The sequence below is a fragment of the Tatumella sp. JGM91 genome (genome assembly GCF_018257575.1).
GTDB classification, from domain to species: domain Bacteria; phylum Pseudomonadota; class Gammaproteobacteria; order Enterobacterales; family Enterobacteriaceae; genus Tatumella; species Tatumella punctata.
This window is the reverse complement of record NZ_JAERJP010000022.1, coordinates 1-14,313: the sequence shown is the minus strand read 5'-3', so window position 1 is coordinate 14,313 and position 14,313 is coordinate 1. Positions and strand designations below refer to the sequence as shown.

General features: G+C 52.0%; 16 protein-coding genes and 1 other annotated feature. Of the genes, 3 read left to right on the top strand and 13 right to left on the bottom strand.

Annotated features, from left to right (window positions below; all coding sequences use genetic code 11):
* Nucleotides 1-162: 162 nt before the first annotated feature.
* The 9 genes from hisIE to hisL form a co-directional block, all read right to left on the bottom strand.
* Entirely contained in the window at nt 163-783 is a 621-nt protein-coding gene (hisIE, locus tag JK198_RS13915; protein ID WP_212708993.1) for a bifunctional phosphoribosyl-AMP cyclohydrolase/phosphoribosyl-ATP diphosphatase HisIE, read from the bottom strand.
* On the bottom strand, nt 777-1,553 hold the full coding sequence (gene hisF, locus JK198_RS13910; protein WP_212708992.1) for an imidazole glycerol phosphate synthase subunit HisF: 777 nt from the start codon (nt 1,551-1,553) through the stop codon (nt 777-779). Before hisF ends, hisIE begins: the two co-directional genes overlap by 7 nt.
* Complete coding sequence (hisA, locus tag JK198_RS13905) at nt 1,535-2,272, bottom strand: 1-(5-phosphoribosyl)-5-[(5-phosphoribosylamino)methylideneamino]imidazole-4-carboxamide isomerase (protein WP_212709938.1); 738 nt, start codon at nt 2,270-2,272, stop codon at nt 1,535-1,537. The genes hisF and hisA overlap by 19 nt, the downstream gene beginning before the upstream one ends.
* Nucleotides 2,272-2,862: an imidazole glycerol phosphate synthase subunit HisH gene (hisH, locus tag JK198_RS13900; RefSeq protein WP_212708990.1), complete on the bottom strand. Its 591-nt coding sequence runs from the start codon at nt 2,860-2,862 to the stop codon at nt 2,272-2,274. Before hisH ends, hisA begins: the two co-directional genes overlap by 1 nt.
* Nucleotides 2,862-3,929 carry a bifunctional histidinol-phosphatase/imidazoleglycerol-phosphate dehydratase HisB gene (gene hisB, locus JK198_RS13895; protein ID WP_212708989.1) on the bottom strand — a complete coding sequence of 356 codons (1,068 nt, stop codon included), beginning with the start codon at nt 3,927-3,929 and terminating at the stop codon, nt 2,862-2,864. The genes hisH and hisB overlap by 1 nt, the downstream gene beginning before the upstream one ends.
* The gene (hisC, locus tag JK198_RS13890) at nt 3,926-5,005 is read right to left on the bottom strand and encodes a histidinol-phosphate transaminase (RefSeq protein WP_212709937.1); all 1,080 of its coding nucleotides are present in this window, start codon (nt 5,003-5,005) and stop codon (nt 3,926-3,928) included. The genes hisB and hisC overlap by 4 nt, the downstream gene beginning before the upstream one ends.
* Entirely contained in the window at nt 5,002-6,309 is a 1,308-nt protein-coding gene (gene hisD, locus JK198_RS13885; RefSeq protein ID WP_212708987.1) for a histidinol dehydrogenase, read from the bottom strand. The genes hisC and hisD overlap by 4 nt, the downstream gene beginning before the upstream one ends.
* 3 nt (nt 6,310-6,312) lie before the next feature.
* On the bottom strand, nt 6,313-7,212 hold the full coding sequence (gene hisG / locus JK198_RS13880) for an ATP phosphoribosyltransferase (RefSeq protein ID WP_212708986.1): 900 nt from the start codon (nt 7,210-7,212) through the stop codon (nt 6,313-6,315).
* 58 nt (nt 7,213-7,270) lie between these two features.
* Nucleotides 7,271-7,391: a sequence feature (His leader region), on the bottom strand.
* Nucleotides 7,367-7,414, bottom strand: coding sequence for a his operon leader peptide (hisL, locus tag JK198_RS13875; RefSeq protein WP_002231208.1), 48 nt, complete (start codon nt 7,412-7,414; stop codon nt 7,367-7,369). (Overlaps the previous feature by 25 nt.)
* A 182-nt stretch (nt 7,415-7,596) precedes the next feature.
* Between hisL and JK198_RS13870 the strand changes: the two genes are divergently transcribed.
* Both JK198_RS13870 and JK198_RS13865 read left to right on the top strand, forming a co-directional pair.
* A complete protein-coding gene (locus tag JK198_RS13870) occupies nt 7,597-8,424 on the top strand; it encodes an SDR family oxidoreductase (RefSeq protein ID WP_212708985.1) in 828 nt (275 codons plus the stop codon).
* A gap of 384 nt (nt 8,425-8,808) precedes the next feature.
* A complete protein-coding gene (locus tag JK198_RS13865; RefSeq protein ID WP_212708984.1) occupies nt 8,809-10,170 on the top strand; it encodes an APC family permease in 1,362 nt (453 codons plus the stop codon).
* A 65-nt stretch (nt 10,171-10,235) separates the two neighbouring features.
* Here the strand turns inward: JK198_RS13865 and sbcB are convergent, their stop codons facing one another.
* Nucleotides 10,236-11,666 (bottom strand): exodeoxyribonuclease I, encoded by a 1,431-nt coding sequence (gene sbcB / locus JK198_RS13860; RefSeq protein WP_212709936.1) that lies wholly within the window; start codon nt 11,664-11,666, stop codon nt 10,236-10,238.
* A gap of 176 nt (nt 11,667-11,842) precedes the next feature.
* Between sbcB and JK198_RS13855 the strand changes: the two genes are divergently transcribed.
* On the top strand, nt 11,843-13,024 hold the full coding sequence (locus tag JK198_RS13855; protein WP_212709935.1) for a site-specific integrase: 1,182 nt from the start codon (nt 11,843-11,845) through the stop codon (nt 13,022-13,024).
* On the opposite strand, the gene JK198_RS13850 is transcribed toward JK198_RS13855, so the two are convergent.
* From JK198_RS13850 to JK198_RS13840, 3 genes are all read right to left on the bottom strand, one after another.
* Entirely contained in the window at nt 13,002-13,196 is a 195-nt protein-coding gene (locus JK198_RS13850; RefSeq protein WP_212709934.1) for an AlpA family transcriptional regulator, read from the bottom strand. The genes JK198_RS13855 and JK198_RS13850 overlap by 23 nt on opposite strands.
* A gap of 81 nt (nt 13,197-13,277) precedes the next feature.
* The gene (locus tag JK198_RS13845) at nt 13,278-13,484 is read right to left on the bottom strand and encodes a hypothetical protein (RefSeq protein WP_212709933.1); all 207 of its coding nucleotides are present in this window, start codon (nt 13,482-13,484) and stop codon (nt 13,278-13,280) included.
* A 312-nt stretch (nt 13,485-13,796) separates the two neighbouring features.
* On the bottom strand, nt 13,797-14,264 hold the full coding sequence (locus JK198_RS13840; protein ID WP_212709932.1) for a single-stranded DNA-binding protein: 468 nt from the start codon (nt 14,262-14,264) through the stop codon (nt 13,797-13,799).
* Nucleotides 14,265-14,313: the final 49 nt, after the last annotated feature.

Genomic DNA, 14,313 nt, shown 5'->3' with positions numbered 1-14,313 from the left:
TGCTGATTTACCCACACTATGCCTGTTCAGGGGATTAATCGGCGATCTATGGCGGAAAATGCAAAAATAGCCGCAGAGAACAGCCGGCAAACCGGGCGGGGGCAACAGGGGAAACAGGCAACGGCACCTGTCTGACAGGCGGCGTTGCCGTATCGCTGCGGGTCAGTCTTTTTTCTGATGACGTTCGCGCAGATTATTGATCACAGTACTGAAGTCGAGATCCTGATCCTGTAACAGTACCAGCAGGTGGTAAATCAGATCGGAAGCTTCATTGGTCAGTTCAAAACGGTCATTGACGGTTGCCGCCAGTGCCGTTTCAACACCTTCCTCACCGACTTTTTGTGCAATACGCTTGGTGCCACGGGCATACAGACTGGCAGTATAAGAACTGTCGGGATCTGCCGATTTACGCGAAGCCAGCAACTGTTCCAGTTGATAGAGAAAGCCCCAGTCACTGGCGGCGGGGGAGAAACAGCTGGAAGTCCCCTGATGACAGGTCGGCCCGGCCGGCGTGGCAAGGATCAGCAGACTGTCGTTATCGCAGTCGGCAGTGATACTGACAACCTGCAAAACGTGGCCGGAGGTTTCACCTTTGGTCCACAGGCGGTTTTTTGTGCGTGACCAGAAAGTGACATGCCCGGTTTGCTGCGTAACCTCCAGTGCCTGTTGATTCATATAGCCCAGCATCAGTACTTCACCGGAAACGTTATGCTGGATAATCGCAGGGATCATCCCGCCGGTTTTTTCCCAGTCCAGCCGGGCAAGTTGCTCAGGAGTTAACACGTACGGACCTCCACATTATTGGTACGCAGAAACTCTTTCAGTTCTGCAATATTAATCAGTTGCTTATGGAATACAGAAGCGGCAAGTGCGCCATCGATATTGGTATCACGAAAAGCATCAAGGAAATGCTGCATAGTACCTGCGCCGCCTGAGGCAATTAAAGGAACATGACAGATATCGCGGATAAGTTTCAGCTGTTGCAGGTCATAACCGTTACGGACACCGTCCTGATTCATCATATTCAGCACTATTTCACCGGCACCCCGTTTCTGGACTTCCGTCACCCAGTCCGCGGTCTGCCACTGGGTGACACGGGTTCGGGATTCATCTCCCGTATACTGATTCACCTGATAAATGCCGTTTTGCTCGTCGTACCAGGTATCGATACCTGCCACGATGCACTGCACCCCGAAGCGGTCAGCCAGCCGGCTGATAAGATCAGGATCCGCCAGTGCAGGGGAGTTCACCGAAATTTTGTCGGCACCAAAAGTGAGGATACGTGCAGCATCTTCTGTTGATTTTATGCCTCCGGCCACACAGAAGGGAATATCTATTACTTCTGCCACCCGTGACACCCAGCTCTTATCCACTACCCGATCATCAGAAGAGGCCGTAATATCATAAAAGACCAGTTCATCGGCACCTTCCTCAGCGTAACGCTTCGCCAGCGGAACAATATCACCGATCACCTCGTGGTTACGGAACTGCACACCTTTGACTACCTGACCGTCACGTACATCCAGACAGGGAATTATCCGTTTTGCCAGCATGAAATAGCCTCCGTCACTGTAAATTTTCCTTCCAGTAAAGCGCGTCCGACAATCACGCCTTTTACGCCACTGCCGCGTAATGCCGCGATATCTGCCAGTGAACCAATGCCTCCGGAAGACTGAAATGCAATCTGCGGATAACGTGCTGTCACGTGCTGGTAAAGGGCGACATTAGAGCCAGCCAGGGTGCCGTCACGGGAAATATCTGTACAAAGAACATGTTTCAGTCCGACAGACTGATAGTTTTCGATAACCTGCTCGAGGGTAACCCCGGCAGCTTGCTGCCAGCCGCTGATGGCCACTTCTTTACGCTGGTTTTCGTCAATCCGGATATCCAGAGCCAGGACAATTGCCCCTGCACCAAACTCGCGGAACCATTGTCTGACCTCTTCGGGCTGTGTGACCGCGGTTGAACCGACCACCACCCGCGAAGCTCCGGCTTCAAGCAGGGCTGCGACATCATCACGGCTGCGGATGCCGCCACCGACCTGAACCGGGACAGTGACACCGGCGAGCAGTTTTTTCAGTAAGGGGATCTGGCGAGCCTGCGGGTCTTTTGCCCCGGTGAGATCGACCAGATGCAATACTTCAGCCCCTTCCTGCTGATAAGCCTGCAGGCGTGGCAGGGGGTCATTACCGTAATCGCGTTGTTGCGCATAATCTCCCTGGTGAAGACGGACAACCTTACCTTCAATTAAATCGAGAGCGGGGATAATCATTACATCTCCAGGAAGTTTTTGATCAGCTGAGCGCCGGCTTTACCGGAGCGTTCGGGGTGAAACTGGACACCATAAAAGTTGTCCTGCTGTACGGCAGCAGAAAACGGCTTTCCATAATCACATTGTGCAATGGTGCCGCTGAATACAGGCATGGCGTAGCTGTGGACAAAATAAAAATAACTGTCGGCAGCAATATTACGGAATAACGGGTGCCCGGCCTGCGGGGTGACCTGGTTCCAGCCCATATGAGGTAACGGCAATTCGCCGGTTTCCATCAGGCTGACCTGTTCATCAATCAGGCCGAGGGTATCAATGCCGTTACTCTCCTGACTGCGACGCCCCAGCAGCTGCATCCCCAGACAAATGCCCAGCACCGGCTGGGTACAGTGCCTGATCAGTTCTGTCAGTTCACGTTCCTGTAACTGACTCATGGCCGCCCTGGCGGTACCGACGCCCGGTAAAAACAGTTTATCGGCATTCAGCACCACGCCTTTGTCGCGACTGACGACCGGCTGGTATCCCAGCCGTTCAATCGCCCATTTGACGGAGGAAAGATTGGCACATCCGGTATCTAAAATGACCACGTCCATTACAGCACCCCTTTTGAACTCGGCAGTGTATTACCGTTGACCTGAATAGCCTGGCGCAGGGTACGACCAAACGCTTTAAACAGACTTTCGGCCCGGTGGTGATCATTGTGCCCTTTGGTTTTCAGGTGCAGGGTACAGGCCATACTGTAAGAGAGTGAACGGAAAAAATGTTCAATCATTTCGGTACTCAGGTCGCCTACCCGCTGAAAACTAAAGGCTGCTTTATAGACCAGATACGGCCGGCCGGAGATATCCAGTGCACAACGGGCCTGGCATTCGTCCATCGGTAGCACAAACCCAAAACGGCCAATCCCCCGCTTATCTCCCAGAGCTTTTAACAGCGCCTCACCCAGGGCCAGGCCTGTATCTTCTACCGTATGATGGTCATCGATATACAGATCACCTTTGACATCAATATTCATTCTGAAACCACCGTGGGTGGCAATCTGGTCCAGCATATGGTCAAAAAAACCTACCCCGGTACTGATCCTGCTACCGCCTTCGCGGTCCAGCCATACTTCGGCGGTGATCTGTGTTTCTTTAGTATTACGCTGCACCAGTGCGTGACGATCACGGCGGGTCAGGCGATCAGCGATCGATGGCCACACATTATCACCTTCGCCATAAAGAATTCCGTTGATCCCCATGTTCTCCGCGAGAGTCATATCCGTCTGGCGGTCACCAATTACATAACAGTTTTGCTTATCTAATACCGCGTCTTCCAGCCATGGCTGAACCAGTCGGGTATGGGGTTTACGGCAGTCACAGTTATCTTCCGGTGTATGCGGGCAGATCAGTACCGCCGCAAAGCTGATACCCTGAGAACTGAAAACCTGCATCATCAGGTTATGCGGGCCATCAAAGTCAGCCTGCGGGAAACTGTCGGTCCCCAGGCCATCCTGGTTGGTGATCATCACCAACTGATAACCGGCATCCTGCAGGCGAAGCAGGGCCGGGATCACGCCAGGTTCAAAGGCCAGTTTTTCCATCCGGTCGACCTGAAAGTCAACCGGGGGTTCAGAAATCAGTGTGCCGTCACGGTCAATAAAAAGAATTTTCTGGCTCATGCTTGCTCCGCCGAGTGACTTAATGTGTTCAGGGCATTCACCAGAACTTCACATTCATGGCGGGTGCCGATAGAAATACGTAAACACCCTTCAAGGCCGGGGTTTTTACGCTGGTCCCGTAAAATAATGCCCTGATCCCACAGGGTACTGAAGACCTGTGGATCACTGAAACGGACCAGCAGATAGTTAGCTGAGCCGGGATAAACCTGTTCCGCCAGCGGGCATTGCTCCAGCTGTTGCTGTAACCACTGACGGGTACTGTTCAGGGTCGCCACCTGTTGGCGCATAACCGCCAGGCCTTGTTCACTCAATGCCTGGGCGGCGATATCCGCGACCGGAGTAGAGAGCGGGTACGGGGCGATCACTTTAAGTAACAGAGTGATAACCTGTGGATTTGCCAGAGTAAAGCCACAGCGTAAACCGGCCAGCGCAAATGCTTTGGATAAGGTGCGTAAGATAACCAGGTGCGGGTAGTCGCGCAGCCAGCCGCTCAGGGAGGCTTCCGGACAAAAGTCGATATAGGCTTCATCGGCGACCAGCAACGCTTTTCCGGCTGTCAGTGCCAGTAACTGACGAACAGCGTCTGGGTCGATAATATTACCTGTCGGGTTATTCGGGCTGCACAGGTACACCAGTTTCACCCCGTCAAGCTGGCTGGCGATAGCCGGAATGTCCGGCTGCCAGTTATCCAGTGCCGGGACGGTGACATATTCCACACCGATAGTTTCTGCGCTGACGCTATACATACCGTAAGTTGGCGGACAGAATAAAATCTTATCTTTACCGGGTTCGCAAAACGTACGGATCAGTAATTCAATGCTCTCATCAGCGCCGCGGCTGACCAGTACCTGATCCTTATTCAGTCCGCTGTATGCTGCATAGCGCTCGATAACCTGCGCTGGCTGACATTCAGGATAACGGTTTAATGTTTGCTGAGTGAGCTCGAAAGGGATAGGGAGCGGATACTCATTAGCATTCAGCCACACATCTCCGTTTCCACCCAATCGTCTGGCTGACTGATAAGGGGTCAGTGCCCGGACATTATCACGTGCCAGCTGTTCAACAGACTTTGTCATAGATTATCCTCCAGAGCTTTCACTCTCAATGTCACCGCATTTTTATGGGCATCAAGCCGTTCTGCGGCCGCCAGAATTTCGATCGACGGTGCCAGCGCCGAAAAACCGGCGGGTGATAACTCCTGGATGGTCATTCGTTTCTGGAAATCAGCCAGTCCGAGGCTCGAATAGGTTGACGTGTAGCCATAGGTCGGTAACACGTGGTTCGTCCCGGAGGCATAATCACCCGCTGATTCCGGTGACCAGTCACCCAGGAAAACAGATCCTGCGCTGGTAATACGTTCAACACACTCACGGGGTTGCCGGGTTTGAATAATCAGGTGCTCTGGCCCGTAGCGGTTTGAGATAGCAATACATTCGTCAAGGTCACGGGTGACAATCAGCCTGCTGCCTGCCAGGGCCTGGCGGGCAGTGTCGGCACGGGGCAGTGCGGCCAGCTGGTGGCGGATTTCTTCAGCAACTTTTTCGGCCAGCGAAGCCGACGGTGTCAATAGCACCACCTGGGAGTCCGGCCCGTGCTCTGCCTGTGACAGCAGGTCGGAAGCCACAAATGCCGGTGTTGCCCCTTCGTCGGCAATCACCAGAACTTCTGACGGCCCGGCAGGCATATCAATAGCCGCGCCGTCCAGACGCTGACTGACCTGGCGTTTCGCTTCCGTCACCCAGGCATTCCCCGGGCCGAAGATTTTATCAACTTTAGGGACAGAGTCAGTACCGAAGGCCATGGCGGCGATAGCCTGGGCTCCGCCGACCTGAAACACGTCTGTAATACCACAGAGTTGTGCGGCAAACAGTATTTCATCGGCAATCGGCGGAGGGGAACAAAGTACCACCTGACGGCACCCGGCAATCTTTGCCGGGGTAGCCAGCATAAGCACTGTGGAAAATAACGGGGCAGAACCGCCGGGAATATACAGACCGACGGACTGCACCGGGCGGGTCACTTGCTGGCAGCGCACACCAGGCAGAGTTTCAATATCGACACCGGGGAAAATCTGGGCCTGATGAAAGGCATTAATATTACCGACAGCAGTCCGCATGGCAGATTTCAGTTCATCACTGACACGCTCCGCCGCTGCGCTGATCTCCTGTTCACTGACAGCAAAAACCTGCGGACTGATCTTGTCAAACTTCGCACTGAAATTGCGCAGTGCGGTATCGCCCTGTTGCTTCACCTGATCCAGCACATCCTGCACTGTCTGACTGATGGTCGCGGACGCGGCCAGCGCAGGGCGTTTCAGTAATGCCTGTTGCTGTTCAGCAGAGCATTGTTGCCAGTGTATAAGAGTGTCAAAGTTGCTCATCACTTACTCCATCATTTTCTCAATCGGCAGAACAAGGATTGAGCTGGCGCCCAGGGCTTTCAGTTTTTCCATGGTTTCCCAGAACAGTGTTTCGCTGCTGACCATATGCATGGCGACCCTTGCTTTGTCGCCCGCCAGTGGCAGCAGGGTCGGGCGCTCAGCCCCCGGTAACAGACTGATGACTTCTTCCAGCCGGTCTGAAGGTGCGTGCAGCATAATGTATTTTGATTCGCGGGCCTGGATAACCCCCTGGATACGGGTCAGCAGCTTATCGATCAGATATTGTTTTTCTTCAGGCATATCGCCGTTGCGCTGGATCAGTACTGCTTTGGAGCGGTAAATCACATCGACTTCGCGTAAGCCGTTCGCTTCCAGAGTGGCTCCGGTGGAAACCAGATCGCAGATTGCATCAGCAAGACCGGCGCGTGGCGCGACTTCGACAGAACCGTTCAGCAGACAGGACTTGAAATTAATCTCCTTGCTGTCGAAGTAGCGTTTCAGAAGATGCGGATAAGAGGTCGCAACACGTTTATTATTCAGGCACTCCGGGCCTGTGTATTCAGCATCTGCCGGCATAGCCAGTGACAACCGGCATCCACCGAAATCCAGGCGACGCAGGGTGGTATAGCGGGGATCTTCGCCCTGTGCCCGGCGTGACAACAACTCTTCTTCCAGCACATTTTCACCAATGATCCCCAGGTCAACGACACCGTCCATGACCAGGCCCGGAATATCATCATCGCGCACCCGCAGGATATCGATTGGCATATTTTCTGCGAATGCAATAAGTCTTTGTTGCTGAAGATTAATTTTTATACCACAGCGTGTCAGCAGTTCACGTGAGTCATCACTCAGGCGACCTGATTTCTGCATGGCAATGCGAATACGTTTGCTATCTAACATCTGTCCTGTCCTCTGTCTGTTGTTCCTGTCCGGAATTTTTATTGTTAAATTTTTGTCCATAAAAAAACCCCCGGAAGATTTCTTCCGGGGGTTTAAAATAGCGCTCAAACCACCGGGAGATCTTTTCGTCTCCCGGCACACATCGCCTGAAAGACTAGTCAGGGTGATGGTGATGATGGTGGTTAAACTGAACGCGATTCATAAATTTTTCCGACGGTTAGTGAGTCGTTTGTCTGGCATTTAACCTAACCAAAATCTCAGTGGCTGGCAACACTTTTTTACCGGGTCATAATAAAAGCACAATAAAAATTTATACTGGCCTGAAACCGGTCAGAGGAATAACATCAGTGACTGCGTTGAACAGCTGAAAAAGGCGGTTTTATAATGAAAAAAGTAGCAATTGTGGGTCTGGGCTGGTTGGGGATGCCATTGGCCCGTGCATTGGCAGGGCGCGGCTGGCAGGTATCCGGCAGTAAAACGACCGAAGACGGTGTACGTGCTGCCAGGGCCAGTGGTATTAATGCCTGTAAACTGACGCTGGACCCGGAACCGCATTGTGATAAGGATGATCTGGCAGATTTACTGGCAGTGGATGCGCTGGTCGTCACACTGCCAGCCAGCCGTACCGCAGAAAACAGCCAGCAGTATGTTTATGCAGTTCAGAATATCGTCGACAGCGCACTGGCGCGCAAGGTAAAACATATTATCTTTACCAGCTCGACTTCGGTATATGGTGATGCTGAAGGTGAAGTGGATGAACAAAGTCCGTTGCATCCTGTGACGCCTGCCGGCCGGTCACTGGTACAACTTGAACAATGGTTGCACGATTTGCCCGGTACCAGTGTTGATATTCTGCGGCTGGCAGGGCTGGTGGGGCCGGGGCGTCATCCGGGACGTTTTCTGGCAGGTAAGACCGGATTAAGCCGTGGTCAGCAAGGGGTGAATCTTGTTCACCTTGATGATGTTATTACTGCGATCATAGTGTTACTGGAAAACCCGGCCAGCGGGCGAGTGTATAACCTGTGTGCACCGCAACATCCGGCCAGAGAACAGTATTATCCACGACTGGCACGACAGGCAGGCTGGGTGGCTCCTGAATTTATCCCGCAACAGGGCACTCAGGACGGAAAAATTGTGGCAGCGCAACGTATTTGTCAGCAAATGGGTTTTGAATATCAGTGGCCGGATCCGTTTGATATGCCAATGCAATAAGCAATTTCTGGCAAATGTGGTAAACAACACGATATTTGCTTGAATTGGGGGGGCGTTTTATGCAAAATGCGCGTCTGCAAAATTTGAAATAACCGATGCCTTTCCTGGCGTCGGTTATTTTTTTTGCGTAAATGTTTGATTACTCATCCTGACGGGGCCGGAACTTTTCCGGAGAGATATACACAAAAAACACTCACCGAAGTGAGTCTGAGGAAATATTGATGGGGTTGTTCACCACTTTACCAGCAGCATCTGGTAGCCGCTTTCGCGACGACTACGGCGCGACATTCAATGGCACATCTGTTTTACACTTCACGTTTCGCCGCGCGCGGAAATTCCCTGTGGAGCAATCCGCACCGATTGTTACTGTAGGGAGCCAGACTCATGCAAAATAATACTTCTCCTGCACCACAGCGTGCCAATCTGAAAAAAACACTGACACTGCTGCCTGTGGTGATGATTGGTCTGGCTTATATGCAGCCAATGACCCTGTTTGATACCTTTGGGATTGTTTCCGGGCTGACCAGTGGCCATGTTGCCACCGCTTATGCTTTCGCCTTAATCGCTATTCTGTTTACCGCACTGAGCTATGGCAAGCTGGTACGCCGCTTCCCGTCAGCTGGTTCGGCCTATACCTATGCGCAAAAATCCATCAGTCCTCATGTCGGATTTATGGTCGGCTGGTCCTCATTGCTGGACTATCTGTTTATGCCCATGATTAATATTCTGCTGGCAAAAAGCTATTTTGAATCACTGGTACCGGGGGTCCCGTCATGGATTTTCGTTGTATTACTGGTGGTGTTTATGACTGTCACTAACCTTAAAGGGATTAAGACAGTCGCTAACTTTAACAGTGTTATCGTGGTCCTGCAGATTGCGGTAATGGTGTTTATTGTTGGTCTGGTTATCTATGGCGTCAGCCATGGTGTCGGTGCCGGTACCCTGGTAAGCAGTAAACCGTTCTGGTCTTCTGATGCGCAGGTTGTTCCTATGATCACCGGGGCCACAATATTGTGCTTCTCCTTCCTTGGCTTTGACGGTATCAGTTCACTGTCAGAAGAAACCAAAGATGCAGAGCGCACTATTCCGAAAGCTATTTTCCTGACAGCCCTGATCGGCGGATTACTGTTTATTGCAGTGTCATACTTCCTGCAACTGTATTTCCCGGATATCTCGCGCTTCAAAGATCCGGACTCTTCACAGCCGGAAATCATGCTGTACGTAGCGGGTAAAACGTTCCAGTTCGGTATCCTGATTTTCTCCTGTGTAACCGTGCTGGCATCCGGAATGGCTGCACATGCCGGTGTTTCCCGTCTGATGTACGTGATGGGACGTGACGGTGTATTCCCGCAACGTTTCTTTGGTTATATTTCACCGAAGTGGTCTACGCCGACCCTGAATGTGTTGCTGGTAGGTGCCATTGCGTTGCTGGCGATTAACTTTGACCTGGTGACGGCGACTGCCCTGATTAACTTCGGTGCGCTGGTGGCATTTACCTTCGTTAACCTGTCGGTTATTTCACAGTTCTGGATCCGTGAGAAACGTAACAAGACCCTGAAGGATCATATCAGTTATCTGATCCTGCCACTGCTGGGAGCGATGACGGTGGGTGCTTTATGGGTTAACCTGGAAGAAAGTTCTATGATTCTGGGGCTGATCTGGGCGGCTATCGGCATTATCTACCTGGCCGTGGTAACCCGTATCTTCAGATTACCGGTACCACAATACAGTGAAGACGGATTATAATCTGTCGGTCTGAACACTGATTAACCCTGCCGGCAATGACGGCAGGGTTTTTTTATATCTGCGAATCAGTTCAGTAAGCTTTCAGCGTACCGGTATAATGCTTTCAGCAGTGACTGCTTATGTGCGTCGTCCGGATAGAGCGCAGAAAGTTGCTGCAGCTCAGCAAGGTACTTTTCTGCCCGGGTGGCTGACAGACTTTCTCTGCGGTGTTCCAGCCAGCGTTGCTGCTCACTGTCATCCAGCGTTCCCGGGAAATTACGGGCGCGGTAGCGAAACAGCAGTGCATCGATGCGCGGATCCTGCCAGCGAATATCCAGCGCCGGTAAATGGCGGGGATCCGTTGAACGGATAATATTTATCGCATGCTTATCCGCCTCACTGAAAAAGCCGTCATACAGCCGTGCATCCACATCCTCTGTCGCCGGAAATTCACGGCTGGTCGCATAAATTTCGACAACTTTCTCACGAATTTCACTGTGCTGACGTAACAGGGCCAGATTTTCCAGACAACGGGCGCGATCTATCGCCAGTCGCGCGGCATCTTCCGGCCGCAATGTACTGGCCGGGGCCAGTACCGGACATTTATTAATATGCACCAGTTTCAGCGGCACTGCCGGCAGATTACCGCGCTGTTCACGGGTACTGTACAGACGTTCACGCAGAGTCTGAGCATTTTCCTGTAACAACGGTTCGAGGTCACCGGCCAGGTCGAGGGTGATCAGGGCATTTTTATTCTCCGGATGCCAGGCCAGCGGCACTATCCAGCTGGTATTTCCCCGCGCCGCACCGAACATACCCGAGACATGTACCAGTGGTTTCATCTGCGGAATATCAATCAGGGTCTGCAGTTTATTTTTATTACGATGGCGGAACAGAAAATCGAATAATTTCGGCTGTTTTTCTCTGACCAGTCTGGCCATGGCGATAGTGGCATAAACATCCGACATAGCATCATGAGCCTGTTCGTGGCTGATATTGTTGGCTGCCGTCAGATGTTCCAGCCGGAAAGAGGGCAATCCGTCTTCGTTTTCCGGCCAGTGAATACCTTCAGGACGGAGAGCATAACAGGCACGCATCACATCCAGCAGATCCCAGCGTGAATTTCCTGCCTGCCAGCTCCAGCCATAAGGTTCATAGAAGTTCCGGTAAAAAATATTGCGGGTAACCTCATCATCAAAACGGACATTATTGTAGCCCACCACACAGGTTGCCGGTTCAGAAAACAGAGTGTGGATACGCCTGGCAAACTCCGCCTCATTGACCCCCTGTGCCAGAGCATGTTGCGGGGTAATCCCGGTGATCATCACCGCTTCCGGCTGCGGGAGATAATCATCGGCGGGCTGGCAATAAAAAACCTCTGGTTCACCGATGATATTGAACTGCGCATCGGTACGGATGCCGGCAAACTGTGCCGGACGATCCAGTGCAGGGTGCTTGCCGAAAGTCTCATAATCATGAAAGAGGAAGGTAGGTGTTACTGATTCATTATTTTTCATCCAATACCTTCCTTTTCTTTCCTGTTAATTTATTAAAAATCAAAATATTACCGGTTATATCGCTCAATTATCGACCTTTTCTATCCTGAGTTTTCCTTTATTATCCTCTTTACTCCACGCGACATTTTGTACCATTCTTGTACCAACCTCAATTTCTCTGGTGTACCAAATTTAGAATGGCCCTTTCAGACACGAAGCTAAGAACAATTTCAGGCAAAGCCTATACTGGACCCTCGGAGGTTACAGACTCTAACGGCCTGAGCGCAAGGATATCACCTAAAGGCGTTATCAACTTCCAGTTCCGCTTTAAATGGCAGGGAAAATTTCAGCGCATGAGTATTGGCCGGCATCCGTCAGTGTCATTGAAGGATGCCAGAAATATTACCGATGAGCTCAGGCTGCTGGTTGCATCCGGCGCTGATCCACGCTCTAAGTTCGATAGAGGCCAGAGCTCAAAAGCTACCTTGGCCGACTGCCTGGACTACTGGTACCAAAACTATGTAATTACGCAACTCAGACCCAAGACCCGGGACCTCTATAGCTCGACGGTAATGAAGGTTATGGAGGGTGCATTTCGGTATGTACCCATTGAGGACATCACCGCTAAGCAGTGGGTTGATTTCTTTACTGTGCAGGAACGAGAGAATCCGCGCCGGGCCCGTCAGGTTCTCAGTCAGCTCAGAACCGCGGCACACTGGTGTATCCGTCGGCAGTATATTGAGTCTTCATCCCTGATGAACATTCTACCCCGTGACTTTGGTACATCGTCGCAGGTAGGGGACAGAGTACTGACTTATCAGGAACTGGCACAGATATGGCTGAAGATAGACCGTACACGGGCATCCACAGCTAATAAGCTCCTTCACCAGATGCTGATGCTATGGGGCGCCAGAAACTCAGAGTTGAGGCAAGCCACCACACAGCACTTTGATCTGGATAGCATGATCTGGACTACGCCCGCAGAGTTAAGCAAAATGGGCAATATCATTCGCCGGCCTATCTTCCCGGCAATTGAGCCGCTTCTTGAAAAGGCACTAACAACATATAAAGATGTTTTGTTTCCGGGAGACGCGCTGGACAAGCCGATAACCATATCAGCAGCCAACAGGTATATAGGCAGGGTTCGTGACGGCATGGATATCGGGTACTGGAGAGCGCACGATTTTCGCCGGACGCTGGTTACCCGATTGTCTGAGCAGGGAATAGCGCCCCATGTCACCGAGAAGATGCTGGGGCATGATTTGGGTGGGATTATGGCAGTGTATAACAAGCATGACTGGATTGAAGACCAGAAGCAGGGCTATGAGCTTCACGCGGATAAAATCTTCTGGCACGTTAAGAAGCTATCTTCTGCTTAGAACCGCCATTATTAATCCAGTTTTGCACCTCGGACGGCCGGTATTGATTCGGATGTGATCGTACCGGTTCCGGGAAGCAGCATTCCTTTCTGTAGCGCCACATCGTGTTTGGCGAGCGGATGTTCAGGCAGGCCATCACTTCTTTTTCGGTAACGAGTTGTTCAATTAACATAGCATTCTCCTTTACCCAACCCGCAGGCACGACGATGCCGCCGGTGACCGGTACGGGGATAGGGTGGTCTAGTGGGTGGAATTAGTGGCGCTTAAACATCTCGGCGCGTTCTTGCTTCTCGGCATCTTCGCGGCAGTCGGCATCGCAATAGTGGCCTTTGTCGATCATGTCGCCACAGTTATAGCACTTTCCGGTGAATGGCTTCGGTCGTGGGCGGTTAGCCATTGCTACCTGTAACTGCTGATGTTCCAGTTCTGATGCCTGGTCGAGTGGGTCTGCGTAATTCATGATTTATTCCTTTCTACTTCACCACACAATAACTCAGCCGCCGGCCGCCGCTCATGCAGTCGGTTGATGATGGCTTGGCATTGTGTTTCGGTGGGGGAGATATGTTCAGTGAGGGGAGTTGCCTGGTTACCGGAGATAATGAGGATGACGTATCCGGCGAGTATCATCACTTCCTCCTGTACGCATCCCACAGAGCAATGCGGAACGCTATTCGTTTAATGAAAGCAGGATATTTACCTGCCAGTATGCGGGATGTAATTCGAGTCACTTTCCCCTCCTAAGTAGCCCTCCGGATAGGGAGGATGATTTTATTCAGAATGGTGGCTCATCGTCCCTTTGGTGGCCTGATTGTGGCTGGCCCCATCCTTGCTGAGGGATACCGGACTGCTGGCCGCTGTTCTGGCTACCCTGATTCCCTCCCGATCCACCTTGTCGGCCACCAAGCATCTGCATTGTGCCGCCGACATTCACGATCACTTCCGTTGTGTACCGGTCCTGTCCACCCTGGTCCTGCCATTTGCGGGTTTTGAGTTGTCCTTCGATATAAACTTGCGATCCCTTACGCAGATACTCCCCGGCGACCTCTGCCAATTTTCCGAACAGCACCACACGGTGCCATTCCGTAACTTCCTTGCTCTCGCCTGTCTGCTTATCCCGCCAGCTCTCCGATGTTGCCAGCGTGATGTTGGTTACCGCCCCTCCATTGGGCAAGTACCGCACTTCAGGGTCCTGCCCCAAGTTCCCGACGAGTGTCACTCGGTTTACGCCTTTGCTTGCCATTTAACTCTCCCTGTTATGCCGCGTTCTGGCTGAGTTCATCGGTACGCAG